Genomic DNA, 25,685 nt, shown 5'->3' on the forward strand with positions numbered 1-25,685 from the left:
GATGCTACATGGTACAACAACGCGTTTTTGGGGATTTTCATACGATTCTGTCGGAGGGCGAGGTCTGGAAAATCGGCGGCTTTCCGCTGCCGGACGGTACGTTCTGGGAATACCGGGAGCCTGATGCAGTAGTCATTGTCCGCAACGGCATTCTGTACGTCCGTGCTCCATTGAGCCGGCAAAACGACCAAATTCAAATTTTGGACAACGCGAAGCATATGTATTATTCAGTGGAAACAGTCAAAGTACCGGAGCACGGAGTGGTCGACTTCGAACTGCAGATCCGCGCCCGCTCGGTCAATACCGTGCCGAACGATCTGTACGACGGTTACGTATCGCTTAACCTGCTGGATTTCACGACCGGAGCGGCGCTGGATTTCTTTGCCGGCAACGACAAATATGCCAGCGTGTACGCTGTTCTTCCTTTCCCGGGGGTAGAGGTTCCGCCATCGGACAAGACCCGGTACTTCTGCATCTTTAAAGAAGACACCAACTTTAAGCCACGTGAATTCAACACCTACAAAATTACGTATGACCGCGGAAATGACGAAGCAGTGTTCTATTTGAACGGCACGGAAATCCGCCGGGAGAAGAACATCCCGATCAAGTTCAACGAGTTTACGATCGCGCTCGGCATCATGACTGAGAAGGACATCTCGCCGGAAGGCAGCGTGTCCGTTCATGGGCAGGTTGTGACGGCCGAGTATTCGCCGGTGACCGTGACGATCGACGATCGTTCGGAGAATAAGCGGGCTGTTGAAGAAGAGTAAACGTTAAAGTGAAGAGGCGCGCAACAGAGCCATTCTATAGAATGGCTGCACCGGTTCGGTGTCTGGATGACGGACCCGATTCCTCTTCCAGCAAAAAAAGGGCTGGGTCCCCAGGTAGAACAATCTACCGGGGCCCAGCCCTTTTTCCTTTTCATATGAACCTATAGAGAATGAATTGAATTATTTCTTCAGGTCTTCGATGGACTTAACGTCAACGTAGGACGGCACGACCAGGCCGGTTTTGACGCCGGTCATATTAGCGCCCAGATCATCGATCTGATCCTTGAATTTGGCGAGGTAATCGGCGTGGGTCAGCGGCAGCCAGGCTGCGGCCGATGCGTCCACGTCCCCGTTGGCGACGCCGGTCCACATCGGTCCTGCCTCAACCTGCAGGGCGGTTACCTTGTAGCCCAGTTTCTCCTGAAGGATGTACTGCAGCAGGTTGGTGCTGGCGATTTCCGAATCCCAGGCAACATAGCTCAGCTTCAGCGGGTTGCCGTTAACAGGCTTCAGGTCCTTGATCCATTCATTGACCCGGTCGGCGTGGCTGTCAGCCCATGCCTTGGCGGCCTCTTCCGGCTTCTTGCCATCCTGGATCGCCGTCATGATCTCGCCCATTTCATCGGAGGACCATTCAAACCGGTCCAGGAATGCGTAAGCGGTCGGCTCATCCTGCTCCAGACCTTTGCGGGCAATCGTATGGATTTCCTCGGCTTCGCCGTATACTTTCTTCGGATCATCCAGATACTTCAGGTCATATTTGGAGAACATCCAGTGTGGTGTCCATCCGGTAATGACGATCGGCTTTTTGGCCTTAATGTCTTTGGCCAGCGTCGCCGTCATCGCCGCGCCGGAGCCTTCAATCAGTTTCCAGTCGGACAGGCCGTATTCTTCGATGGCTTTGTTGGTCGCCTTCATGATTCCGGCACCGGGGTCGATACCGATAATTTCGTAGTTGACCTGTTTACCGAAGGAATCAGCGCTGCCTTCTCCGCTTGCCGACCCGCCAGAGCCGTTTTGGCCGCAGGCGGACAGCATCAGTGCGCCGGCCAGACCGAGGCTGGCCAGGATCGTCCATTTTTTCTGTTTTTTCATGTTATGCACCCCTTTTTTTGGATTTAAATAGGTTTTGCGTAAAGCGGTCGAGCACGATGGCGAGAATAACCACCGCAAGACCGGCTTCGAAGCCTTTCCCGATTTGGAGCTGGGTTACCGCGCGGTATACCTCGGCTCCGATGCCCTGGGCGCCGATCATCGAAGCGATGACGACCATGGACAGCGACAGCATGATGGTCTGGTTGATGCCGGCCATCAGCGTCGGCATGGCCAACGGCAGCTGCACCTTGAAGAGCTTCTGCGGTCCGGTGGACCCGAAGGCATCGGCTGCTTCCGTGAGCTCGCCCGATACCTGCTGAATGCCGAGCAGGGTCAGGCGGATCGTCGGCGGAATCGCGAAGATAACCGAAGCGATGACCCCCGGCACGACGCCCAGGCTGAAGAAGGTAACGGCCGGCAGCAGATAGACGAAGGCCGGCATCGTCTGCATGAAATCGAGTATCGGCGTAATGATACGGGAAGCTCCTCTGCTGTAAGCACACCAGATGCCGATCGGAACGCCTAAGACGACCGAGATCAGGGCGGAGGTAATGACGAGACTGAGAGTATCCATCGTCTGCGGCCAGTACCCCAGGTTATAGATCAGCAGAAATCCGATCACCGAGAACAGCGTCAGGGATATCCGCCCGACCAGGAAGGCAAGAATACCGAGTATGACGATAAACAGGAACGGATGCGGCAGCATGAACAGCCAGGTAAATCCGTTAACGATGCCTTCGATGACACTCGAAATAAAATCGAACAGGACCGTCAGATGGTCTCCCATCCAGCCGACCAACGCTTCAATCCACTCATCCAGCGGTATTTTCGGCATTTGGGCTCACCTCCTTCGAACTGTTCTCCCCGGCGAGCGCACCAAGCAGGGCACCCCGGACGATCACGCCAGCAAGACGGTCGTTGTCGTCGACGACGGCCAGCGGCACCTTGGACATGCTGGTGATTTCAAACAGCTCGTTGATCAGGACGTCCGGATGCACTCTTGGACCATCCGTGATCAGAATGTCCGCAAGCGTTTTGCCGCTGCGCATCGCTTCCGAGGCATCCTCCGCCGTGATGACGCCGAGCAGCCGCTTGCCGCGGTCGATGACGAACAGGTTGGAGATGCCGCGCTCGCGCATCAGCTCGAGCGCCACACGCGGCCCCCGGTCCGGCATGATCGTCTCCGGACGGCGCATGACATGGGCGGCGGTCAGCACCTTGGACAGGTCGACGTCCTCGACGAACCGCTCCACATAGGCGTTGGCCGGCTGCGTCAGAATTTCTTCCGGCGTGCCCACCTGCACGACGGCGCCATCCTTCATGAGCGCAATCCGGTCGCCGATCCGCAGCGCTTCGTCCAGATCGTGCGTGATGAAGATAATTGTTTTCTTCATCGTCTCTTGCAGTTCCAGCAGCTCATCCTGCATGTCACGGCGGATCAGCGGATCAAGCGCGCTGAAGGCTTCGTCCATCAGCAGAATTTCCGGGTCATTCGCGAGCGCCCGGGCCAGACCGACGCGCTGCTGCATGCCGCCGCTCAGCTCGTCGGGAGATTTGTTTTCCCAGCCCTTGAGGCCGACCAGCTCGAGCGACTTCATCGCTTTCTCCGTGCGCTCCGGCTTTTTGACCTTTTGAATCTCAAGCCCGTATTCCACGTTTTCCAGTACGGTCCGGTGCGGAAATAGCGCGAACTTCTGAAAGACCATACTGATCGTCTGGCGCCGTACCTTACGGAGCTGCTCCTTATTCATTTTTCTTAAATCCTGCCCGTGAACGAGGATTTCCCCCGCCGTAGGTTCAATCAGCCGGTTCAGCATCCGGACGAGGGTGGATTTGCCGCTGCCGGACAGCCCCATAATGACGAAAATTTCGCCAGCTTCAATACTGAGGTTGACCCGGTTCACCCCGACGGTCACGGATTTTTCCTTCGCCAGCTTCTCCTTGTTCCAGCCTTGTTCGAGCAGCCCGACGCTTTGCTCCGCCTGGGCTCCGAACAATTTGCTGACTTGTTTAAGCTGCAAAATAGACAACTGTGATACCCCCTTATTGCTTCTCTATCGTTGATAAGTGCGAACACGATGCTGCGTAAATAACCAACGGGTAACAGTGTAACAATTAATATATATAGTATCAAACGTTTTAACCGTACGTAAAGAACGTACAGAAAAAACTGTACGAAATTTACTGCCGAATGCTCCCATATCCGCCGTTTTCCTGACGGATCGGTTTCTTTACAATTAAAATACGTTTACATACAATAGACGATGAAGGTTTGGTCTTCTCCATACTTTTTCACTTACAAACACGGGCAACACAAGCGGATTCCGGACCTTGTTCAGGCTTATGGGCCGGGGATTCTGCGGAGAATGGTTGAACAAATAAGGAGGTTGCAAGCATGAGCTTGGACCAATTCGAAGATGAACGCGACGCAGCAATCCACAAGGTACGCAAGCGCGTCATTGAAACGATCGGAAGAAACATGGACTTATATGGAATCTCCCAGTCCACCGGACATTTATACGGGCTGCTTTTTTTTGCAGACAAGCCGATGACCCTGGATGAAATGGGACGGGAAATGAAAATGAGCAAGACCAGCATGAGCACGGGCGTCCGGACCCTGCTGGACTTGAAGATGGTCAATAAAGTATGGGAGAAGGGCTCCCGCAAGGACTTATATGAAGTGGAATACGACTGGTATCAGACATTTACCGACTTTTTCGATATCAAGTGGAGAAAATCGGTAGAGAGCAATATCCAGATTCTGAGCAAGTCCATCGACGAGATGGGCAGGCTGCTGGCGGCGTACGAGCATGATCCCGAGTTCACCGAGCTGCTGCGCAAGGATATCGCCAAGCTGCATGAGGCGGTTGCCTATTACGGCTGGCTGGACCGGCTCATCGATACGTTTGAGAGCGGAGAGATCTTCAAGCTGGTCCCGAAGGAGCCTCCAACCCCACACAGCTAAACATAAAAAGCACCGGAACCGGGCTGCGTTACAGCAGTCCGGTTTTTTTGGATTTACATGACGCCAGGTGTGGTGATTTTTGTAGTTGACATCTGCCTGCTTTCGGTCATATGGTGTAACTTAGTAAAAGTTAGACGAAGAGCTGAGCGAGGAGAGATGAAGATGGTTACGGGTTATGCCGGATGGCAGGAAGATGAGTTAAGGCGGGAGCAAGCCCGGCTGCAAGCTGAATACGAGGCATACCGGAGTCTGAATTTGAAGCTGGATATGTCCCGGGGCAAGCCGTGCCCGGAGCAGCTGCAGCTTTCGAACGAAATGCTGGACATTCTGCCGTCCGGGGAAGAACTTCGGGCGGAGGATGGGACGGACTGCCGCAATTACGGCGGCCTTGACGGGCTCCCGGAGGCGAAGCGTTTTTTTGCCGAGATGCTTGGGGTTCAGTCTTCCGAAGTGATTGTTCAAGGTAACTCCAGCCTAAACTTGATGTATGATGCGCTGGCACGGGCGATGCTGTTCGGGGTGCTTGGCAGTGAGCAGCCGTGGAGCAGGCTCCCGTCCGTCAAATTCCTGTGTCCAAGCCCTGGGTATGACCGCCATTTTGCGATCTGCGAGCAGCTGAATATCGAAATGATCACCGTAGATATGACGCCGGAAGGGCCGGATATGGACGCAGTAGAGAGGCTTGTCGCCGAAGATGACTCCATCAAGGGGATTTGGTGTGTGCCGAAGTACAGCAACCCCGGCGGTATCACCTATTCCGACGAAACGGTGGAACGGCTGGCCCGGATGAAGACGAAGGCGGGCGATTTCCGCATTTTCTGGGATGACGCTTATACGGTTCATCATCTGACTTCAAGGCATGACGAGCTGAAAAATATGCTGGAAGCCTGCTCGAACGCCGGCCATCCTGACCGTGTATTCATCTTTGCATCCACTTCCAAGGTGACATTTCCGGGTTCCGGCGTAGCGGCCTTGGCGGCGAGCAGGGACAACCTCAGCCATTTGAGAAAACAGCTGTCCGTGCAGACGATCGGCCCGGATAAAGTGAACCAGCTGCGGCACATCCGCTTTCTGAAGGATATGGAGCACCTGGGCCGCCACATGGAAAAGCATGCCGCGATCATCAAGCCGAAATTCGACTTGGTACTGAGCAAGCTGGAATCCGGGCTCGGCTCTAAAGATATCGCTTCATGGAGTAAGCCCAGCGGCGGTTATTTTATCAGCCTGGATACGATGGACGGCTGCGCACAGGAAATCGTGCGGCGTGCAGCGGAGGCCGGGGTGACACTAACGCCTGCCGGGGCCACTTATCCGTACGGTCGCGATCCGCGGGACCGCAATATCCGTATTGCGCCAACCTATCCATCGCTCGAAGAGCTTGCGCAGGCCATCGATATTTTGTGCGTATGCGTGCAATTGGTATCGATCGACCGTATTTTGGCGGATCAATAGAGCAGCAGCATTTTTTAAGACAGGCAGGTCAGGAGGGATGGGTCGGAAATGGTACCGCAGGGGCGGTATCCCGGCCCAGCCTCCGGCCTGCCGTTTCTTTTTGCCGAATGACTGGAACATAAGCGGCCTTCCCCCGATAACGGAATCCGGGCATGTTGCCAGGCGGCACCGCGGACACGTCTTGTTCCACGAGGAACGTTTCGTGGTCAGTGCCAATCAGGCAAATATCTTTTTTTGGATGATTTGCATGGATTCCTTCATTTGAACCGTCAAACTGAATAGAACGAACTTAATAGAGAAGAGATGTGATGATATTGATCAAAACGACGGCTTTGAAGACGGGAGTCCAGACGGCATGGATGAAATGGGAGGGCTTGTTCGACCGGATCACGCGGCTGCGGAGCAAGCGGGTGCTGAGTTACGGAATTTGCAAGCTGGTGGTTCGGCCTTTTCACGGGCAAAGCATCCGCAGTGACAGCGGGCAGTGGCTTCATGCCGGCGACTGGATCGGGGAGCTTCATTTGGATAACGGGCAGGTGCTGGAGCTGTCGCGGAGCCTTGGGCCGGACAGGGCGGCGCTGAAAACCGCCAGGCTCCTGAAGCAATCGCTCAGACAGATCCGTGAAGCGATGGATCAGGTTCCCGAACTGGCCGAGGTCAAAGCGCTGACCGGAATTACGCTGCTTCACCGGGGGCTGACCCACGGGCTGGGCTTCGAGCAGCACCAGCTGAAGGCCGGGTGGTTCCGGCTGCTGACGACGATCTATTTAAGGTTTCTGCTGCGAATGCTTCATCCCGCCGGGCAAAAACGCGTGAAGCACAGCGCTCCCAAGCTGGTTCCGCAGATGCTGCTTATGACAAGGCAAGCGTTCATGGAGCGGTACCGCCGCGAGTCACCTTTATATAACGTCGTATAACAGCGAACTAATAACATTAATTTCAGCAACACGGATTCGGTATCAGGCTTGTCATGCTAGTCTGCATAATGTGACCAAGTCCCTCATAGACATGTATCAATCAGTTCAAACCAAGTGCTAAGGGGGATGATGTCATGCGCCGGATTTCATGGATGCTCGCCATGATCTTGTGCGTTACGGTTGTGTTGGCAGGCTGTGGTGGCAAAAAGGATGCCGCTTCCGTTGTCAAAGACTTGAACAACGTGGTCGATACACTGCAAAGCAAGGATGGCTCTTACAAAGGAACGGGAAAAATGACGCTGTATACCGGGGAAAAGCCGCAGGAATACCAGGTGGAGGTATGGTACCAGAATCCAAACTACTACCGCATCAGCCTGACGAACGCCCAGAAGGACGTCACGCAAATCGTTCTCCGCAACGACGACGGGGTATTCGTGCTGACACCAAGCCTGAACAAAAGTTTCCGGTTTAAAAGCGACTGGCCGGACAACCAGGGGCAAGTCTATTTATACCAAACGCTCGTCCGGGGCATCTTAAGCGATAACACCCGGCAGTTTGCCGCAGACAAGGACAGCTACGTGTTCGATGTTGCGGCCAACTATCACAGCCAGTCTCTCGTCCGCCAGAAAATTTGGCTCAGCAAGGACAATTACGCGCCAAAACAAGTACAAGTCTCCGACTCTGACGCCCATGTCGTCGTTGAGGTCAAGTTCGACCAGTTCCAGTTCGATGCGAAATTCGACAAGGACTCTTTTGACATGAAGCGCAACATGACCGTGCAAAGCGATCCGTCGGTCGGCACGGTGGCCGAAGTCGACGAGAACGGCAATCCGGTCGCATCCCAGGACCAGCCGCAGGGTGATAACGGGGAAGCGGCGCAGGAAGTCACCAAGGAACTGGGCGACTTTGGCATGATTATCCCGGATTACCTGCCTGAAGGCGTTACGCTCAAGGACAGCAACAAGTTGGACAACAGTGACAACCATGCGCTGCTGCTTCGGTATGACGGTACATACCAGTTCACGATCATGGAATCCCGTCCGCAGGACCGTGCCGTGTCCCTGATGTCGGGTGAAGTGGTGGACCTTGGATTTACGGCGGGCCTCCTGGCTGGCGATGAGCAGCAGACGCTGACCTGGATGAATGGGGACGGCGTGGAATTCCGGATTACAAGCGCAAACCTGCCGGTGGACGAAATGATACAGATCGCAGCGTCTTTACAGGAACAATCGGGTAAATAATACGCAGACAGGCGGACCCTTCGGGCCGGCGGGGCATGATTCCACCGGCGCAACGAAGGGGCTTTCGCCTATCCATCTTCGAAAACCGCTGTGGTACGGTAAACCAGCCGGATTCAGCCGGGGCGTGGTTCATTGACAGTCACCTTCCTGAACATTACGATTACATAGGATAAACGAAAGGTAAATAACAACTGATTTTCGATCCGATCTATCTATGTCCATAGAATGATCTAACGAAAATGACAACTCTCCTTTCAATGACTTTATGTAATGAGTGTGTTAATTCTTAGAGAAGGTGACGAATGAATGCAGCAACAATATAGAGCAACTAGAGCGGAAATCAATCTGGACCATCTTCAAGCGAACGTTACGGCATTTCGCCGGGCTTTGCCCGAAGGCATGAAATTTCTGGCCTGCGTCAAGGCGGATGCGTACGGTCATGGTGCCGTACAGGTGGCGCGGGAGCTTGCGAGCATCGGGGTGGACTATTTAAGCGTCGCTTTCCTGGATGAAGCGATCGAACTGCGGCATGCCGGATTGACGCTGCCCATCCTGGTGCTTGGCTACACGCCTCCGGAAGGCATAAGAACGGCGTGGGAGAATAACATAACAGTGACGGTGTTCAGCCCGGAGGTACGGGAAGCGATCCGGCAGCTCCCGGCGGACGCCGAGTCCAGACCGCTGAAGGTGCACATTAAGATCGACAGCGGAATGGGCAGACTGGGACTTCTTCCCGGCCCGGACGCCATTTCGTTTATCGAGTCGCTCTATGCCCTTTCGCAGGCTGAGGTTGAAGGCTTGTTTACCCATTTTTCCAAAGCGGACGAAGAAGATAAAAGCTATACACTGGAGCAGTATCGGCGTTTCGAGAGCGTGGTGGCCTCGCTCGGGGAGAAAGGATTCAGCCCTCCTCTTATACATACGGGCAACAGCGCCACAGCGATTGATACCCCTCAGCTGTCCTACAATATGGTCCGCGTCGGCATCAGCCTGTACGGATTGTATCCATCGGATGAGGTGAATCATCAGACTGTCGCACTTTCCCCGGTATTGACGCTGAAGACAGAGCTTGTATATGTCAAAACCCTTCCGCCGCATTGGGGCGTCAGCTACGGCGCCAAATATGTGACGGATCAAGATGAAGTCATTGGAACGCTGCCGATCGGCTATGCCGACGGGTACTCGCGGATGCTGAGCGGTAAAGCGGAAGTCCTGATCCGCGGCCGCCGCGTTCCCGTTGTCGGAACGATCTGTATGGACCAGTGTATGGTAACACTTCAATCTTTTGCCGAAGAGGCAGAAGAAATTCATGCGGGCGAGGAGGTTGTGCTCATCGGTCAGCAGTCTGGCCAGTGTATTACGGCAGATGAGCTGGCTTCTCAGCTGGGTACCATCCACTATGAGGTCATCTGTATGATTTCCCACCGGGTACCTCGTGTTTACACGAAGCACGGGGCGCTGTACAACCGGGTCAACCCACTGCTCACCTAATGCGAAGAAAGGCGGAATTTCAGCCTTTTTGCTGGAAATGAAGGAATACGGCACAAGCATCCCGAATAAAGGTAATGACGGAATGACTGTACGTAAATGCCGAGTCTAGTTTATAATGTATGCAGCATACCTGGTATATCTTCGGCATATATATTCCTTTGTATAAATTTCCTTGATTCAAGTTATACTGGGCACAAGGGTGAGAAGGTATTGTGGGGGTGGAACAGAAGGTGGCTAATATGCAGAATACCAAACGAATTATGATCAGCTTGCCGGATCATCTTTTGCAGGAAGTGGATGGCATCGTTGCGATGGAGAATTCGAACCGCAGTGAACTCATCAGGCAAGCCATGAAACTGTATTTAACGGAGCGGAAGAAACGTTATATACGGGAGTCAATGCAGCGCGGCTATATGGAAATGGCCAAGATCAATTTGACGATGGCATCGGAGGCCTTTCATGCGGAAGAAGATGCAGACAGCACTCTAGGCCGCTTAGTGAGCGGGGTGTAGACATTGATCGTAAAACGCGGCGACGTTTTTTTTGCGGATCTTTCACCCGTAGTCGGTTCTGAGCAAGGTGGAGTCAGGCCCGTTCTGATTATTCAGAACGATATCGGCAACCGTTTTAGTCCTACGGTCATCGTGGCGGCCATTACCGCCCAGATTCAAAAGGCAAAGCTGCCGACCCATGTGGAGATTGATGCGGTTTCGCATGGTTTTGACAGGGATTCGGTCATTTTGCTGGAGCAAATCCGGACCATTGATAAGCAGAGACTGACGGACAAAATTACCCACCTGGATGAAGAAACGATGAAAAAGGTGGATGATTCGCTGCAAATCAGTCTCAGCCTGATCGATTTTTAAGCGTTGAACCATAAGGTTGATGATATGGTTGTGAAGGTTAAGGCGTACCCGAAAGGGGCGCCTTTTTCTTGTTTTTGAACTTGTTTTTAAGTCACATAAGTCCATTGTAAGGGGTTACGCATCCGCTATAATGAATTGTATCCAACGTATGAGCGGGCAGGTGAGTACTGCATCTGCGTCTATCCGCTTGTGATATCAGGGAGGGAATTATGGCGATTCATATCGATACTAAGCAGCAATTATTTCATCTTCAGACCCGCAGTTCAAGCTACGTATTTCAGATTCTTCCGTCCGGCTATGCCGCCCATCTCTATTACGGGAAAAGGCTGCGCGACGCTGACCTGAGCTGGCTGCTCGTGACGACCGAGCGGGCTTCCTTCAGCCCGAATCCGGTGCCGGAGGATCGTACGATCTCCCTGGACACGCTGCCGCAGGAGCTTCCGGTGTACGGAACGAGCGATTTCCGTCACCCGCTGGTACAGTTCCGGCTGCCTGACGGCTCAACTGTCACCGAATTCAAGTACGTGTCGCATCGGGTAGAGCAGGGTAAGCCGCGGATGGAGGGACTTCCTTCGACATATGTGGAGAGCGAGTCCGAAGCCGAAACGTTGTTTGTGAATATGCAGGATCCCGTGTCGGGGCTGCATGTGGAGCTGCAGTACACGGTGATGGAAGCTTATGATGCGCTGACCCGCTCGTTAAAAATCGTGAACGACAGCACCGAGCCGGTGGAACTGCTGAGAGCCCTCAGCGCAAGCGTGGACTTCCCGCGCGCCGACTACGAGTGGCTGCAGCTGTCCGGCGCCTGGACCCGGGAACGCGACGTTGTTCGCCGTCCGGTCGCCTATGGCATGCAGGCAGTGGAGAGCCGCCGCGGGGCCAGCAGCCACCAGCAGAACCCGTTTGCGGCGCTGCTGTCTCCGGGGGCGGATGAAGACCACGGCGAGGTCTACGGCTTCAGCTTGGTATACAGCGGAAGCTTTATCGCCCAAGCCGAGGTGGACCAGTTCCGGACGACCCGTCTGTCGATCGGGATCAATCCGTTCGATTTCACCTGGCTGCTGGAGCCGGGAGCCGCGTTCCAGACGCCGGAGGCTGTCATGGTCTATTCCTCTGAAGGTCTGGGAGGCATGTCGCGGACCTATCACCGGCTGTACCGCGAACGCCTGGCCCGCGGCCAGTTCCGGGACAAGGAGCGCCCGATCCTCGTCAACAACTGGGAGGCGACATACTTCCAGTTCAATGCGGATAAAATCGTCGACATCGCCAAGGCCGGCAAAGAGCTCGGGATCGAGCTGTTCGTCCTGGACGACGGCTGGTTCGGCCATCGCGACAGCGACAATTCCTCGCTTGGCGACTGGGTGGTAGATAAGAACAAGCTGCCGGGAGGACTGGAAGACCTGGTGAACCGCGTGACGGGCATGGGAATGCAGTTTGGCCTGTGGTTCGAGCCGGAGATGGTTTCTCCGGACAGCGACCTGTACCGCAAGCACCCGGACTGGTGCCTGCATGTACCGGACCGGCGCCGTACGGAAGGCCGCCAGCAGCTGATCCTCGACTTCTCGCGGCAGGATGTGCGCGAGGAGATTGTACGGATGCTGACGGAGGTGCTGAGCAGCGCGCCGATTACGTACGTAAAGTGGGACATGAACCGCAACATGACGGAAATCGGTTCGGCGCTGCTGCCGCCGGAGCGTCAGCGGGAGACGGCCCACCGCTACATGCTCGGCCTCTACGAAGTGATGGAACGGATCACATCGGCGTTCCCGCACATCCTGTTCGAGAGCTGCTCCGGCGGAGGCGGTCGCTTCGATCCCGGCCTGCTCTATTACATGCCGCAGACGTGGACGAGCGATAACACCGATGCGGTGTCCCGCCTGCGCATCCAGTACGGCACGAGCATCGTTTACCCGGTAAGCGCCATGGGCTCGCATATTTCCGCCGTTCCGAACCACCAGGTGGGACGGTCTACGCCGCTCGACATGCGCGGCTACGTCGCCATGTCAGGCAACTTTGGCTACGAGCTCGACTTGACGAAGTTCACCGAAGAAGAGAAGGAAGTCGTCAAGCGGCAGGTGGCGCTGTATAAGGAAATCCGCGGGCTCGTCCAGACCGGCGAGATGTACCGGCTCCTCAGCCCGTTTGAAGGCAATGAGACCGCCTGGATGTTCGTGGCGGAAGACGGCAGCGAGGCCGCGGTCTTCTATTTCCGGGTGCTGGCCGAATCCAACGCGCCGCTGAACCGCCTCAAGCTGAAGGGGCTCGATCCGGCCGCAGATTATGCGCTGGTGGGCACAAGCGAGGTGTACACTGGCGACGCCCTGATGTATGCGGGCATCGCGGTAGGCGCTGAGCGCGGGGATTACCACAGCGAGTTTTTCCGCTTCCGGCGCGTATAAGCCCCGGCCCCTTCCAGAATTAACCGGCCTCCGGCCTGCGTAAAGGTCTATACAGATGGAAGCCGCAGCAGTATGATGAACCTTGCCCTGTTTATGGGGTAAGGTTCTTTTTGCTTTTTCAGGGGAAATCTACCGTGGTATGGAAGCTTTCTCCTGCCAAACATGACCGCTGGAAAAATGGTTAAAAGTTTGTGATAATAAGATATGAAAACTTTGTAGATTTGCCTAAAGTTTTGGTTTGATCTCACAGTTTTCCATAGAGGCTGTCCGCCCGTTAATCGGACTGGCCGCCAAGCAAGCTGACACTGATACCTATAACGCCGCAGGAAGCCGCCCTGCTGATATAAAATTTTCGGTACGACGGTTTGCGGCAGCAGGCGTTTATAAACCAGACCAACCCGATTTTTCGACTCGGACAAGTCTGTGACCAATCACATGATGACGAATGAATGTTTTAATGACGACGATGATGAGAGAACGTTTGAATACATGGAAACGCAAGTACGAATGGGAAAGAGGGATTTCTTTTGACGGAAAAGGAAATGGTTATCGAACAGAATGGTGAAGTACTGAAGGCACAGGAAAAGGAGCGGATCGTGCAGCAGATTGCCAAGGAGCTGCAGCTGTCCCTGAAGCAGATTCGGACGACGGTGGGACTGCTGGATGAGGGCAACACGATTCCGTTTATCGCCCGTTACCGTAAGGAAATGACCGGGGAATTGGATGAGAACCAGCTGCGCGGAATCGAAGAGCGCGTGACTTATCTGCGGAATCTGGAAGAGCGCAAGCGCGAGGTCATCCGGATTATCGACGAGCAGGGGAAATTGACCGGGGAGCTCAAGACGGCAATCGAGAAGGCGGCCAAGCTCCAGGAAGTGGAAGATTTGTACCGTCCGTACCGACAGAAGCGCAAAACCCGTGCCAGCGTCGCCAAAGAGAAGGGACTTGAGCCGCTCTCCGAGTGGATCATGGCTCAGCCGAAGCAGGGGGATGTGCACAAGGAAGCCGCCAAATACGTCGATGCGGAAAAGGGCGTGGAAACGGCGGACGATGCGATTTCCGGCGCGATGGACATTTTGGCGGAGAATCTGGCCGACGATGCGACCATCCGGGCCTGGGTGCGGCGTTATACGATGGACCATGGGATGCTGACCTCGGAAGCGAAGGATCCCGAGCAGGAGTCCGTGTACGAGAACTATTACAACTACCGGGAGCTGGCGAAAAAGATGCCGCCTCACCGCATTTTGGCCATTAACCGCGGAGAACGCGAAAATATTCTTAAAGTCGGCCTCGACGTACAGCCTGAGTCGATCCACAATTTTATGGCGCGTCAGGTCATCAAGGGCAGCTCGACGGTGCAGCCGATCCTCACGGCCGTTATTGAAGATGCTTACAAACGGCTGATCGCCCCTTCCATCGAACGCGAAATCCGCGCTGAGCTGACCGAGAAGGGGGAGAATCAGGCGATTTCGATCTTCTCCGGCAACCTGCGCAGCCTGCTGCTGCAGCCGCCGGTCAAGGGCCGCTGTGTTCTCGGGGTGGATCCGGCCTACCGGACAGGCTGCAAGCTAGCCGTCGTGGATGATACCGGCAAGCTGCTGGAGGTGGCAGTGACGTACCCAACGCCGCCGAACAACAAAAAGAAAGAAGCCGCCGCGAAGTTCAACGAGCTGATTAAGAAATACAGCATCCAGCTGATCGTGATCGGCAACGGTACGGCTTCGCGCGAGACGGAACAGTTTGTGGCAGAAGTGATCAGCGACATCGGCGTGCCGGACCTGGCTTACCTGATCGTCAACGAGGCTGGAGCAAGCGTGTATTCGGCGTCCAAGCTGGCCCAGGAAGAATTCCCGGATCTTGACGTTGCGGAGCGCAGCGCCGTGTCCATCGCCCGCCGCGTGCAGGACCCGCTGGCTGAGCTCGTAAAGATCGAGCCGAAGGCGATCGGTGTCGGCCAATACCAGCATGACGTCTCCCAGAAGCATTTGGACGAGAGTCTGAAGACCGTCGTCGAATCGGCCGTCAACCATGTCGGTGTCGACGTGAATACCGCTTCGCCGTCGCTGCTGTCCTATGTGTCCGGAGTAAACGCAACGACCGCCAAAAACATCGTGAAATACCGCGATTCCAACGGTAAGTTTTTGAGCCGTAAAGAACTGCAGAACGTGCCGCGGCTGGGAGCCAAAACCTACGAGCAGTGCATCGGATTTATGCGCATTTCCGAGGGCGATAACCCCCTCGACCGCACGCCGATCCACCCGGAATCGTACAAAGTGGTGGACCGTCTGTTCCGCGAGCTTGGTGTCGGCATGGAGAAGCTGGGAACGCCTGAGCTGTCCGAGCTGCTGGGGCGTCAGGACGTGGAGAAGCTGGCGGAGGTGCTGGAAGTTGGCTTGCCTACGCTGCGCGACATTCTGGAGAGCCTTCAGCGCCCGGGGCGCGACCCGCGGGAGGAGCTGCCGCTGCCTATTTTCCGGACGGACGTGCTGAAGATCGAGGATTTGACCCCAGGCATGGAGCTGCAGGGCACCGTACGCAACGTCATCGACTTCGGGGCTTTCGTGGACATCGGGATCAAAAGCGACGGTCTCGTCCACATTTCGCAGCTCAGCAGCGGCTATGTCAAGCATCCGATGGATGTGGTGTCCGTCGGCGATAACGTCACGGTGTGGGTGCTCAACGTCGATTTGAAAAAAGGCCGTGTCGGCCTGACGATGCGCAACCCGCATCAGGGAGAATAACCTTATCCCAAGACTGTAAGTAAACAAGATCGGATTATAACCAGATCAGGATTTAAAGGATTTTATAAGATTGGTATATATGGAGTTCCGGCCAACATGGCGTTCTTTAGCTGGTTCATGATCGCTGCCGGACTCCTTCCCATAGCCCACCCGAAGAATGGAAAAAAATGTTTCCAGTCTTCGGGATTTTGGCGTGTTCGGGTTTAGGTTTGGTTATGGTCGTGGCCGTGGTCGTGCTGGGTCGCTTTCTTACGTGCCCGGAATCGTCGAACCTTCATCAAATTCCCGCACATTTTGTCATCGCAGTAGCGTTTGGAGCGGTTACGGGTATCGTCATAATAGACCCAGAGGCAGTCCGGATTGTCACAGATCCGGATTCTTGCCGGTTCGCCATTGGCGATCATCTCGGCAAAAGAAGCGGCGATCTCCGACATGACCTGCTGCCAGTCCCAGCGGACCGGTTTGTTCCCAGTAGACAAGCTGTCTTCGCGGTAGCGCAGCTCCCGAATGACGGGGCCGGCGGACATGACCGCATTTAGCCTGCCGATCGCCTCGGCTTCAAGGGAAACACCCTGGACGATGGAGGTGACCATGCCATGAATCAAGGAGCGGAGCTCTTTAAGCTGCTGCAGCTCGTGGGGGTTCGGTTCATCGAGTAACGGCAGCTGCTGCTCCTGCAGCCATGCCCGCAGCCATCCGGGCCGGTCCAACCGGTCCTCGGACTTGCCGCTTCCCCGCCAATCATGCCAGTCGCTGTTCAAAAAATCATCCCAAAGCATACGTTATCCTTCCTTTCAGGTCCATTGTAACAACTAAATAATTATTTTGCTAGTTACTTGACCGGCAGAAATGGACTGTGTTAATTTATGGATGTAACTAATAAATTGATTTTAGTTCGTTACAAAAAACCGGACAGGGAGGATTTGTAGATGGGCCAAACTCAAGAGCAGCTGCTAAGATGGGATGAATGTTTTGATCATGAAGGCTGGTATCCGCCGCTTGTACCTGCATTGGACGGTGTAACCGCTGAGGAAGCGGTATGGAAGCCGGAAGGGGAAGCCGTCAACACGATCTGGGAGAACGTAAACCACCTGCTTTATTACAAGGAATATTACCTGCAGCGGATGCGCGGCGAGGAACCGGACGGCAAGGCGTCCAGCAACGATGAGACGTTCAGGAACGTCGAAGATGGAGATGAGGCCTGGCAGAAGACGGTTGATCGGCTCAAAAGGATCCATCTCGAGATCCGTAGCTTCCTGTCCGGTTTGAGTGACAGCGAGCTGAACGCGCCGTTTCGGGACAGGCCGCTTTCCGGCTTGATTCACAGCCTGATGATGCATGACGCCTATCATACGGGTCAGATCATTTTGCTTCGCAAGCTGAAAGGGAGCTGGCCGGCTTCGAGAAGCTTTGAGTAGGTAACAAGGAGCACACTGACTATTGAAATCGTCTAAACCAAACGCAAAAAACAGGCGGGTACACGGTACCGGCCTGTTTGCATGGAGCGGGCTTCATTTCTAAATATTTATCGGGCGTCCGAGTTTTCTTCCGGGGCGTTTCGGTAGAAGAACCAGCATTCGTTGAGCAGTTTGATCTGGCGTCTGTCTTTTTTGTGAAACGCCTTCCTCAGCTGATTACAGAGCCATTGCGGCAAGGGTGATCTCCTCCTCTTGCATTCCGTCTCTACGGTCAGCATATGGGGAGAACGCCCAAAGCGTGCAGGTCTCATCTGAATTTCCCGGGTTCTGTAAGGGGACGGGATTGTATTTTTATAAACGCATCCCATTAAGCATTCCTTCACGTTTCTCCTCGCTGTGATCCCGGTTCAGTTTATGGCTATTTCCGTAATAACGCTGCGGCCGTCTAGCCCTCCGCTTCCTCCTCATACCACTGTTCCAGTTGGGCTTGAAGGGCACGGATTTCGGTCAGCAGGGCGATGAGGGGATAGCTCTGTTCATCAATCGAAGCAAAGGACTGCTCCAGTTCGTTGATGTACGCAAGCCCGTCCTGAATTTGCAGATGTTCCTGCAGCAGATCCAACTGATCGCATTCCGCCACGGCGAGCGGCAGCTCCGGGACGACGGAGGCCGTCAATTTGTCTATTTCCTTATTGAGGCGCAGGTTCAGCGCGCTGAGCTGGTAAGCGTAATCGGCGGGCATTTCCACAAAAAAGAGGTCGGCATTTTTCTGTAAAATTACATATCTCATCTTCGGCATAAGGCGCAAAAATCTCCCTCCATAACATTCTACTTGTCAGTGTAGCGTATGGGGAAGTTATAATTCAAGAGAATGTTTCTTTCGGGACAACCGCCCCGAAGACCGTCAAATTCAGTCAGAGGAGGACCTCATGGACGTCATGAGCAATGAAGAGCTGCAAGCTTGGGTGGAGCGGATTTCGGAGGAAAGCTTCGGCCTGCCTTTCAGGCACCGGGCCACGTTCAACCGGAGATTATCCACAACGGGCGGGCGCTATTTTATGAAAAGCCATCATATCGAAATCAATCCCCATCAGCTCGAAGCGAACGGGCGGGAGGAAGTAGAAAAGATCATCAAGCATGAGCTGTGCCATTACCATTTGCACCTGACGGGAAGGGGCTACAAACACCGGGATCCGGATTTTAAAATGCTGCTGCAGCAGGTCGGGGGAAGCCGATACTGCCAGTCGCTGCCTTCGGCGCGCGAGCGTAAGGTTCAGCCTTACCGGTACCAGCTGGTGTGCCGCCAGTGCGGGATGGTGTACCTGCGCAAACGCAAGGTCGATCCCCGCCGTTACCGGTGCGGGAAATGCGCTGGAAATCTTCGTTTGAACAAGCTTGACTCCGCTACAAAATCATGATAAATTATTTGGTGTTACCATATAACAACGTTCCCTGATAGCTCAGTTGGTAGAGCACTCGACTGTTAATCGAGTTGTCACAGGTTCGAGTCCTGTTCGGGGAGCCAGTTTCTTGGAGAGATACCCAAGTGGCTATAAGGGGACCCTCTGCTAAGGGGTTAGACTGCGTAAGCGGTGCGAGGGTTCGAATCCCTCTCTCTCCGTTTTGGAATACTTCGTAAGAAAGCTCCCACCGCCTTTGCGGCTGGGGGCTTTTTGGTGTAAAAGGGATGAGGACCCTCGGGGGAGGGTTCGTCGGAGCATAAGCTTCGGGAGGATCGGCATCGCAGTCTCGAACGAAGTGAGAGTATCCCTCTCTCTCCGTTTTGTAATACATCGTAAGAAAGCTCCCACCGCCTTTGCGGCTGGGGGCTTTTTGGTTTAAAGGGATGAGGACCCTCAGGGGAGGGTTCGTCGGAGCAACAAAACAACCCCCATCCATCATTGGACAGGGGGCTGTTTGGGCGAATCCTCAAAGCTTTATTTTTCGTCTTCGTACTCTTCCCGCATGCCTTCAATCGCTCTTTCGCGCTTGGCGTTTTTGTGCTGAAGGTTGTGTACTTCCTGACCGGAAATTTCCTCGGCGTGTTCGGCCAAATAATCGTTGGTTTCGTTAATGTTGTCCTGCGTGTTGATAATGGCGGTTTTGATCTTTTCCGCGTTATCAGAACGGTCGTCTGGTTTAGCCATTGATTTTGTCTCCTTGTCGTGTGTTGATGTCATTGACGTGTATAGGATGCCAAATAAGGGATGATTTTATGCCCAAGAATAGGAGAGAAGTGGCAGCGACACTTTTTTTAAAAATATTACAAAAAGGGCTTGCCAACCTTTTTTGTTCTATGCTATACTCATTCTTGTCGTCAAGAAAGTGATGTTACGATATGGCCCGTTGGTCAAGGGGTTAAGACACCTCCCTTTCACGGAGGTAACATGGGTTCGAATCCCATACGGGTCACCACTTTCATTGCTTGCAACAGGGGATGAGAACCCAAGGCGGGTTCGTCGAAGCGCTGCATCGTTAGGATCAGCTTCGCAGTCTCGAACGAAGTGAGAGTATCCCATACGGGTCACCACTTTCATTGCTTGCAGGTTAATAAGAATTCCGATATCTGTACCATCTATGCTTATGGGCGCACAGGTTGTGGATCATCGAGAGCCATTAGCTCAGTTGGTAGAGCACCTGACTTTTAATCAGGGTGTCGAAGGTTCGAGTCCTTCATGGCTCACCAGTTTTTTTAAATAGCAGTTCCCTTTAAACGTGCGGTAGTGGTGGAATGGCAGACACGCTATCTTGAGGGGGTAGTGGGCGTACGCCCGTGGAGGTTCGAGTCCTCTCTACCGCACCATAATTTGACTAATGACAATCCTTGCGAATGAGCAAGGATTTTTTTGTTATATCCGCATTTTGCATGATCGGACCTGGAACCGGGTTGCGTGGCAAACGGGTTTCTGGAATACTAGGATTAATATACTTTGCAAACGCTGTCAAGGGAGGGGAGCATCGTGAACATACTCGTATTATGCGACGATCAATGGCATCCGGCCGATGTAGTGAAGGGTGGCTTGGAGCCGCTTCGGTCAGGCGGGTTCAATTTTCACTACATTTTGGAAACCGATGCCGAATGGCAGGACTCGCTGGAAAGGTTGCTTACGGAATATGACTTGCTGATCTTGGCGAAATCCAATCGGGTCTCCGCGGTAAAAGAGCAACCGTGGCTCACAGCCCAAACCGGTGGTCTGCTGCAGCGTTACGTCAGCGGGGGTGGCGGTCTGCTCGTTCTGCACTCCGGTACGGTAGGTTACCGGGACATACAGGACGTGCGCGGGCTGGTCGGAGGAGTCTTTCATCACCATCCGGAGCAGTGTCCGGTCACGGTCGAGCCTGTACAAGAAACGGAGATTACCCGGGGAGTCCAAGCCTTCACGATGCAAGACGAGCACTATTTCATGGATATGACTGACCAGAGTGACGTGATTATATTTATGGTGACCCGGTCGGAATATGGGGAGCAGACGGGCGGATGGACCCGAACGGAAGGCGAGGGAAGGGTTTGCGTGCTGACACCCGGCCACAATTTGGCGGTTTGGCTGCATCCGGGCTACCAGCAGCTGCTGCGGCAAGCATTGACGTGGACCGCATCAGCACCGAAAGGAGAATGAATCATGGACCAGGTTGTTTTGATTACGGAAGTTCACCGTCCGTGGGAATGCGCACTAGTTCAGGAATTTGCCAAAAAGGGATGGCGCGTCATGGGGTGCAGTCCCGTTCCCAAAGAGGAATTTCATGACGCCTTGGATACGGATAAAATACATATCTTCACGATGGATACAAGGTCCAGAGAATCGGTGCGGCGGGCAGTCCGGCGGATTCAGGAGCATACCAGCCGGGTGGATCTGCTCATTTGCGGAACGGCATCCAGCCAGGGGAGGGAGGCGGCCGGAATTGCCAATATGTCGGCGGATCTCGTATTGGAAGATTACCAGGCGAATACGCTAGGTCCGATTCGTGTCATCGAGGCGTGCCTGCCTCTTATGGATAACGGGCTGCGAAGAATCGCGCTGCTGTCCGATGTCCAGGGCAGTTTGGGGCTTGGCCTTTCGGGGGCAGGGACAGGATATGCGATGTCCAAAGCTGCGCTGCATATGGCGTACACCATGCTGCATGGGGATCTGAGCGGCAAGGGCTTCACGTTCCGGCTATTTGAGCCTGGATCTGAGCTTGAAACGGGGGCTCCGGCTGAAGCGGCGGCTGCTTATTTTACCGGGGCCAGGGAAGATGAAGAGCGGGTCGTTATGCTGGATTGGCGGGGACAGGAGATTCCTTTATAACGGGCTTTAAAAAAGGAGGTGCTTACGGATGAGCAGGAGCAGAGTTGCCGTTGTTACAGGCGCGGACCGGGGGTTGGGACTTGGCATAACAAAAAGGCTGCTGGAGCTGGGCTGGGACGTTTTTGCCGGGAGTTACCTGGCGGATTGGCCGGAACTGACGGAGCTTAGACAGAAAGAGCCGGAGCGGCTGTATGTCATTCCGCTGGACGTAGCCAGCGATGAGAGCGTTCAGGCGGCCAGCCGGGCGGTTGGGAGCAAGACTGATCGGGTGGATGTGCTGATCAATAATGCGGGGATCGCCACGTGTTACCCCAGAACGATTCATGAAGAGCAGGTCGAGGAGGAACTGCTGCGAATTTACAATGTTAACGCGGTTGGACCCATGCGGATGGCGCAGGCGTTTGTGCCGCTGCTGAGAGCGGGGTCCGGAAAGCGCATGTGCTTCGTGTCCTCGGAAGCGGGGAGTATCAACCGCAGCTTTCGCGATAACTGGTACGGGTACTGTATGTCCAAAACTGCGCTGAACCGGGGTGTTCAATGCCTGTTTGACGAACTCCGTCCCGAAGGCTTTACTTTTCGCTTGTACCATCCGGGCTGGGTCAGATCCTATATGTCGGGTGAGCTGAATACCGAAGGTGACCTGGATGCCGATGATGCGGCGCGCATGGCGGTGGCCTATTTTCTGCGGGACCGCTATGAAGGACCAGGGATTCAGGAGGAGGACCGGCTGGTCATGAGGGACTGGCTGGGCCGGGAGTGGCCGTGGTAGGAAGCTGATATGGAAAAAGGAAAAAGCGCACCTTGCGGCACGCTGAAAGGGTCGGACCTGATTGGGGTGTCCGCCCGGACAGGCAGCCGGGGGTGCGCTTTTTTGAAAGTGATTTTTAGAAGGTACGCCGGATAGATGATTTTCTTGGGTGTCCTTAAGGCGTCGTCTGCGGTGCCACGCGGTGGTGAGTGTGCTGCTCAAAGCTGTACGCCAGCTTGATCAGCTCCGGCTCGCTGAAGGCTCTGCCGAAGAAATCGATGCCGACCGGCAGATGGTCGCTGGTGAAGCCAGCCGGTACGGTGACCGTCGGCCAGCCGGTGAAGGAGCTTAGTTTGAAGGCGTCGCCCGCCACCTGCTCCTGGCCGATTTTCACGGCTGTTTTGGAGGAGGTCGGGAAGATAAGGGCATCCAGATGGTTGTCCGCCATCATTTTGAGGACCGCTTCCTGTACGTATTTGGTGCGGAACAGGACGATGTCCTTGTACTCCTGGGCATCCAGCGATTCACGGTTGTTGCGGTCGATCAGGGCCTTTTCAATTGACGGGTCGTATTTGCCTGAAGCGATCAGCTCGTCCAAAGACTTGTAAGGTGTAGCGTCGCCGAGGGACTTCAAGTAGTCGTTGAATTGGAACTTGAACTCCCAGGCGCTTAGGCTTCCATATTTGTTGATAAGATCGAAGTTCGGAATTTTGACGTTGTCCACCAACGTCGCCCCGGCCGCTTTCATCTCTTCGATAGCCTGGGACACGACTGCGTTGACCTGGGCGTCGTCTCCGAATACTTCGCGGACGATGCCGATCCGTGCTCCTTTGAGGCCGTCCTTATCGAGATAATCCGTATAATCCTTCGGCACGAAGCCGACGCTCTTCGCGGTGACGATGTCCTTCGGGTCATAGCCAGTCGTCGCGTTCAATATGAATGCGGCGTCTTCCACGGTACGGGCGATCGGGCCGCCGGTATCCTGCGTCAGGGCAAGCGGAGCGATGCCGTAGCGGCTCGACAAGCCGACCGTCGGACGAATGCCGACCAGGCTGTTGAACGAGGAAGGAATCCGGATCGATCCGCCGGTGTCGGTACCCATGCCTACGGCGGCCAGATTCGCGGCTACCGCGGCTGCGGTTCCGCCGCTGGATCCGCCGGGCACGCGGGTCGGGTCATAAGGGTTCAGCGTCTGCCCGCCCAATGAGCTGACGGTTGTATAGCCAAAAGCGAACTCATGCAGGTTAGCTTTGCCGATAATGATTGCCCCGGCATCGCGCAGCTCCTTGACTTGTGTGGCATCCTCCGGAGGGATGACATCCTTTAGTCCGATATTCCCAGAAGAGGTCGGCATGTCGGACGTGTTGTAGTTGTCTTTGACGATCACCGGAATCCCGTGCAGCGGGCTGCGTTCCCCTTTGGCTGCGCGCTCGGCGTCCAGCTGCTTCGCCGTTTCCAGCGCCTTATCGTTCAAGGTAATGATGCTGTTCAGCTTCGGGCCCTGGTCATCGTACTTTGCGATCCGGTCCAAATACTGCTGGACAAGTTCCTCTGAGGTCAGGCGGCCGGTTTCCATCGCCTTTTGCATCTCTGCAATGGTCGCTTCCGTCAGCTTGAATGGCTGCAAATATTGATACAGGCGGTAGATGATCGTGGCGGCTTCCCGGTGCGTCAGCGGCTTGCCGTATCCGAAAGTTTGGGAGGAGCTGCCCTGCATGAGGCCGGCGGTATAGACATTGGCGATGGCTTTGCTGTAAGGGCTGCCTCCGGCAATGTCTTGGTAGCCTGCGAAAGCGGCGTAAGGGACATGGATGACGGAATCCAGCAGTGCGGCGGCCTTTTCGCGTGTCAATGCACCGCTAATATTGGAACCGGATGGGCTTACCGTCGTCCCGGCTTCTTCGGCAGCGAGCTTCATTGCTTCGGCAAACTCTGCGGCGGTAATCGGTTTGCTGCTGGCGGTAAGGGAGGTCAGAGATTTGGGCATCCAGCTCTGGGACATTGCATCGGCCGTCTCACCGTTTAGAGCTGCTGTGGAAGCGGCTGGTGAGGCAAAGGCCAGCGTCGGGGTCAGTGATAAAGCTGAAACGATTAAAACCGTGAATAGATTGCTCTTAAAACTCTTCAAGTCGTTCTCCTCCAATACAGCGTTATGTATTCTGACTTTGTGGCGGAAGGAAGGCATCGTTTGAAATTTCCGCGGGAGAAACTTCGCAGGATGGAGGACGAACCCGCAGAAACTGGGGATAAACGAATGCCTTCACTCCGTCATTGAAGTCTATTATATTGAAGAAGAGTTGACATGAATTGTATAAAACGGAAGTCGTGTCAGGAAAGTTTACGCAATAATAACTAGATTATGATTTCCGCAGGAGCTGCACCATCCAGCGGGTTGGGCATTCGCTGCTGAATTTTTTGAACTCGTGAATAAAGTGGGCCTGGTCGTAATAGCCGTACTCTGAAATAATGTCGTTAAAAGCCGCCCGCGACGGATGCAGCAGTCTGCCCACGGCCGATTGATACCGGATGATTTGGCAGAACAGCTTGGGAGAGAGGCCTATATACGCCTCGAACAGGGAGCGAAAACTCCGTGTTGAACAGTTCATAGCTGTAGAGAGCTCGGTTATGCTGATATTGCCGCAGGACTGAAAAATAAGCCGGATGGCCTGATAAAAGTGCGATGGTACAGAAGCGGCAGTGCATGACCCGGAATGAAGCGGCTTACGGAAGCCGCTGTGGAAGCTGGATATTCTGCGATGGAAAGAGGCGTCTTCCTGCTGGATTTGCTGTATGGCGGCGGCTGGAATGAATAAGGCGCGATCCAGCGGCGTGGATCGGTCCGCCAATTCTTTTAGCGGAATTTTAAAAGCAGGAGCGAGGGGGACGGGAAGCAGCCGGACACCGAAGTATAACGTGCCTGGACGAAACGGCACCTCCCGGCGGCAAAGAACGCTGCCGAGAAGCAAGGGATCGGCAGGGGAGCCTCCGACCGGGAACAACATATCGACATGTCCCCCGGGCAGCACGGGGCAGCGTCCAGAGTGGCCATATGGGACCGAGAATTGGTAGAACAGAACAGGCAGCGGAGTGTCTGGTAATAAGTCGCAATGCTCTGTGTAATCGGTAAAATGCTTGGCAAAGCCCGGCTGAACGGGCATAAACGTCTCGAAGGCAGTGGATGCGGCCGGCATGTTCATCGTAATCTCTCCCCCGGAATTGGAATAGAACTATGGCTTATGGTAGATAATATGACTATTTTACTCCTTGATTGATAGATTTGAAAGTATATTTAACAC

At 54.5% G+C, this 25,685-nt stretch carries 24 protein-coding genes and 5 tRNA genes; 20 read left to right on the forward strand and 9 right to left on the reverse strand.

All coding sequences use genetic code 11. The features are described from left to right. The first annotated feature begins 8 nt into the window (after positions 1 to 8). Positions 9 to 770, forward strand: coding sequence for a DUF6081 family protein (locus KI379_RS00895; protein WP_212982450.1), 762 nt, complete (start codon positions 9 to 11; stop codon positions 768 to 770). 180 nt (positions 771 to 950) lie between these two features. On the opposite strand, the gene KI379_RS00900 is transcribed toward KI379_RS00895, so the two are convergent. The 3 genes from KI379_RS00900 to KI379_RS00910 are packed head-to-tail and all read right to left on the reverse strand — an operon-like array spanning position 951 to position 3,895. Then, positions 951 to 1,865: a glycine betaine ABC transporter substrate-binding protein gene (locus KI379_RS00900; RefSeq protein ID WP_089549968.1), complete on the reverse strand. Its 915-nt coding sequence runs from the start codon at positions 1,863 to 1,865 to the stop codon at positions 951 to 953. 1 nt (position 1,866) lies between these two features. Continuing rightward, positions 1,867 to 2,700 carry an ABC transporter permease gene (locus KI379_RS00905; RefSeq protein ID WP_076174858.1) on the reverse strand — a complete coding sequence of 278 codons (834 nt, stop codon included), beginning with the start codon at positions 2,698 to 2,700 and terminating at the stop codon, positions 1,867 to 1,869. Continuing rightward, positions 2,678 to 3,895 (reverse strand): quaternary amine ABC transporter ATP-binding protein, encoded by a 1,218-nt coding sequence (locus KI379_RS00910; RefSeq protein ID WP_076174856.1) that lies wholly within the window; start codon positions 3,893 to 3,895, stop codon positions 2,678 to 2,680. The genes KI379_RS00905 and KI379_RS00910 overlap by 23 nt, the downstream gene beginning before the upstream one ends. Positions 3,896 to 4,260: 365 nt before the next feature. On the opposite strand from KI379_RS00910, the gene KI379_RS00915 reads away from it, so the two are divergent. The 9 genes from KI379_RS00915 to KI379_RS00955 all read left to right on the forward strand — a co-directional run bounded on the left by KI379_RS00915 (position 4,261) and on the right by KI379_RS00955 (position 15,937). After that, positions 4,261 to 4,830, forward strand: coding sequence for a GbsR/MarR family transcriptional regulator (locus tag KI379_RS00915; RefSeq protein ID WP_089549970.1), 570 nt, complete (start codon positions 4,261 to 4,263; stop codon positions 4,828 to 4,830). 156 nt (positions 4,831 to 4,986) lie between these two features. Beyond that, positions 4,987 to 6,282 (forward strand): aminotransferase class I/II-fold pyridoxal phosphate-dependent enzyme, encoded by a 1,296-nt coding sequence (locus tag KI379_RS00920; protein ID WP_373309517.1) that lies wholly within the window; start codon positions 4,987 to 4,989, stop codon positions 6,280 to 6,282. 308 nt (positions 6,283 to 6,590) lie between these two features. Then, a complete protein-coding gene (locus KI379_RS00925; RefSeq protein ID WP_076174846.1) occupies positions 6,591 to 7,199 on the forward strand; it encodes a YkoP family protein in 609 nt (202 codons plus the stop codon). A gap of 134 nt (positions 7,200 to 7,333) precedes the next feature. Continuing rightward, positions 7,334 to 8,440 (forward strand): outer membrane lipoprotein-sorting protein, encoded by a 1,107-nt coding sequence (locus tag KI379_RS00930; protein ID WP_076174843.1) that lies wholly within the window; start codon positions 7,334 to 7,336, stop codon positions 8,438 to 8,440. 306 nt (positions 8,441 to 8,746) lie between these two features. Beyond that, positions 8,747 to 9,931, forward strand: a complete 1,185-nt coding sequence (gene alr / locus KI379_RS00935) for an alanine racemase (protein ID WP_076174841.1) — start codon at positions 8,747 to 8,749, stop codon at positions 9,929 to 9,931. Positions 9,932 to 10,161: 230 nt separating this feature from the next. Beyond that, positions 10,162 to 10,443, forward strand: a complete 282-nt coding sequence (locus tag KI379_RS00940) for a CopG family ribbon-helix-helix protein (protein ID WP_036648438.1) — start codon at positions 10,162 to 10,164, stop codon at positions 10,441 to 10,443. A 3-nt stretch (positions 10,444 to 10,446) separates the two neighbouring features. Next, positions 10,447 to 10,797 carry a type II toxin-antitoxin system PemK/MazF family toxin gene (locus tag KI379_RS00945; RefSeq protein WP_076174838.1) on the forward strand — a complete coding sequence of 117 codons (351 nt, stop codon included), beginning with the start codon at positions 10,447 to 10,449 and terminating at the stop codon, positions 10,795 to 10,797. 209 nt (positions 10,798 to 11,006) lie between these two features. Continuing rightward, positions 11,007 to 13,196, forward strand: a complete 2,190-nt coding sequence (locus KI379_RS00950) for an alpha-galactosidase (RefSeq protein ID WP_212982454.1) — start codon at positions 11,007 to 11,009, stop codon at positions 13,194 to 13,196. 542 nt (positions 13,197 to 13,738) lie between these two features. After that, positions 13,739 to 15,937, forward strand: coding sequence for a Tex family protein (locus KI379_RS00955; RefSeq protein ID WP_212984574.1), 2,199 nt, complete (start codon positions 13,739 to 13,741; stop codon positions 15,935 to 15,937). A gap of 203 nt (positions 15,938 to 16,140) precedes the next feature. Here KI379_RS00955 and KI379_RS00960 read toward each other — a convergent pair whose 3' ends face one another. Further along, positions 16,141 to 16,716 carry a CGNR zinc finger domain-containing protein gene (locus KI379_RS00960; RefSeq protein WP_212982456.1) on the reverse strand — a complete coding sequence of 192 codons (576 nt, stop codon included), beginning with the start codon at positions 16,714 to 16,716 and terminating at the stop codon, positions 16,141 to 16,143. A gap of 150 nt (positions 16,717 to 16,866) precedes the next feature. Here KI379_RS00960 and KI379_RS00965 point away from each other — a divergent pair, with 150 nt between their 5' ends. Beyond that, entirely contained in the window at positions 16,867 to 17,355 is a 489-nt protein-coding gene (locus KI379_RS00965) for a DinB family protein (RefSeq protein WP_212982458.1), read from the forward strand. A 107-nt stretch (positions 17,356 to 17,462) separates the two neighbouring features. Here the strand turns inward: KI379_RS00965 and cmpA are convergent, their stop codons facing one another. Together cmpA and KI379_RS00975 are read right to left on the reverse strand one after the other, a co-directional pair. Then, the gene (cmpA, locus tag KI379_RS00970; protein ID WP_089549977.1) at positions 17,463 to 17,591 is read right to left on the reverse strand and encodes a cortex morphogenetic protein CmpA; all 129 of its coding nucleotides are present in this window, start codon (positions 17,589 to 17,591) and stop codon (positions 17,463 to 17,465) included. Positions 17,592 to 17,800: 209 nt separating this feature from the next. Next, the gene (locus KI379_RS00975; protein ID WP_116231918.1) at positions 17,801 to 18,154 is read right to left on the reverse strand and encodes a hydrolase/acyltransferase; all 354 of its coding nucleotides are present in this window, start codon (positions 18,152 to 18,154) and stop codon (positions 17,801 to 17,803) included. A 139-nt stretch (positions 18,155 to 18,293) separates the two neighbouring features. Here KI379_RS00975 and KI379_RS00980 point away from each other — a divergent pair, with 139 nt between their 5' ends. The 3 genes from KI379_RS00980 to KI379_RS00990 all read left to right on the forward strand — a co-directional run bounded on the left by KI379_RS00980 (position 18,294) and on the right by KI379_RS00990 (position 18,976). Continuing rightward, positions 18,294 to 18,773: a SprT family protein gene (locus tag KI379_RS00980; RefSeq protein WP_084204161.1), complete on the forward strand. Its 480-nt coding sequence runs from the start codon at positions 18,294 to 18,296 to the stop codon at positions 18,771 to 18,773. 31 nt (positions 18,774 to 18,804) lie between these two features. After that, positions 18,805 to 18,880 (forward strand) — tRNA-Asn (locus KI379_RS00985). Between the two features lie 7 nt (positions 18,881 to 18,887). Beyond that, positions 18,888 to 18,976 (forward strand) — tRNA-Ser (locus KI379_RS00990). Positions 18,977 to 19,292: 316 nt separating this feature from the next. Here KI379_RS00990 and tlp read toward each other — a convergent pair. After that, entirely contained in the window at positions 19,293 to 19,502 is a 210-nt protein-coding gene (gene tlp / locus KI379_RS00995) for a small acid-soluble spore protein Tlp (RefSeq protein WP_076174820.1), read from the reverse strand. A gap of 193 nt (positions 19,503 to 19,695) precedes the next feature. Here tlp and KI379_RS01000 point away from each other — a divergent pair. The 6 genes from KI379_RS01000 to KI379_RS01025 all read left to right on the forward strand — a co-directional run bounded on the left by KI379_RS01000 (position 19,696) and on the right by KI379_RS01025 (position 22,410). Further along, positions 19,696 to 19,770 (forward strand) — tRNA-Glu (locus KI379_RS01000). Positions 19,771 to 19,965: 195 nt separating this feature from the next. Next, positions 19,966 to 20,041, forward strand: a tRNA-Lys gene (locus tag KI379_RS01005). A 31-nt stretch (positions 20,042 to 20,072) separates the two neighbouring features. Beyond that, positions 20,073 to 20,158, forward strand: a tRNA-Leu gene (locus KI379_RS01010). A gap of 157 nt (positions 20,159 to 20,315) precedes the next feature. Continuing rightward, entirely contained in the window at positions 20,316 to 20,972 is a 657-nt protein-coding gene (locus KI379_RS01015; protein ID WP_212982460.1) for a ThuA domain-containing protein, read from the forward strand. 3 nt (positions 20,973 to 20,975) lie between these two features. Beyond that, on the forward strand, positions 20,976 to 21,641 hold the full coding sequence (locus KI379_RS01020; protein ID WP_212982462.1) for an SDR family NAD(P)-dependent oxidoreductase: 666 nt from the start codon (positions 20,976 to 20,978) through the stop codon (positions 21,639 to 21,641). A gap of 28 nt (positions 21,642 to 21,669) precedes the next feature. After that, positions 21,670 to 22,410 carry an SDR family oxidoreductase gene (locus tag KI379_RS01025; protein WP_212982464.1) on the forward strand — a complete coding sequence of 247 codons (741 nt, stop codon included), beginning with the start codon at positions 21,670 to 21,672 and terminating at the stop codon, positions 22,408 to 22,410. Positions 22,411 to 22,564: 154 nt separating this feature from the next. Here KI379_RS01025 and KI379_RS01030 read toward each other — a convergent pair whose 3' ends face one another. Together KI379_RS01030 and KI379_RS01035 are read right to left on the reverse strand one after the other, a co-directional pair. Next, complete coding sequence (locus KI379_RS01030) at positions 22,565 to 24,517, reverse strand: amidase family protein (RefSeq protein ID WP_244879158.1); 1,953 nt, start codon at positions 24,515 to 24,517, stop codon at positions 22,565 to 22,567. 229 nt (positions 24,518 to 24,746) lie between these two features. Then, a complete protein-coding gene (locus tag KI379_RS01035; RefSeq protein ID WP_212982466.1) occupies positions 24,747 to 25,586 on the reverse strand; it encodes an AraC family transcriptional regulator in 840 nt (279 codons plus the stop codon). Positions 25,587 to 25,685 lie beyond the last annotated feature (99 nt).

It is taken from the genome of Paenibacillus cineris (assembly GCF_018333335.1).
GTDB classification, from domain to species: Bacteria; Bacillota; Bacilli; order Paenibacillales; family Paenibacillaceae; genus Paenibacillus_AQ; species Paenibacillus_AQ favisporus.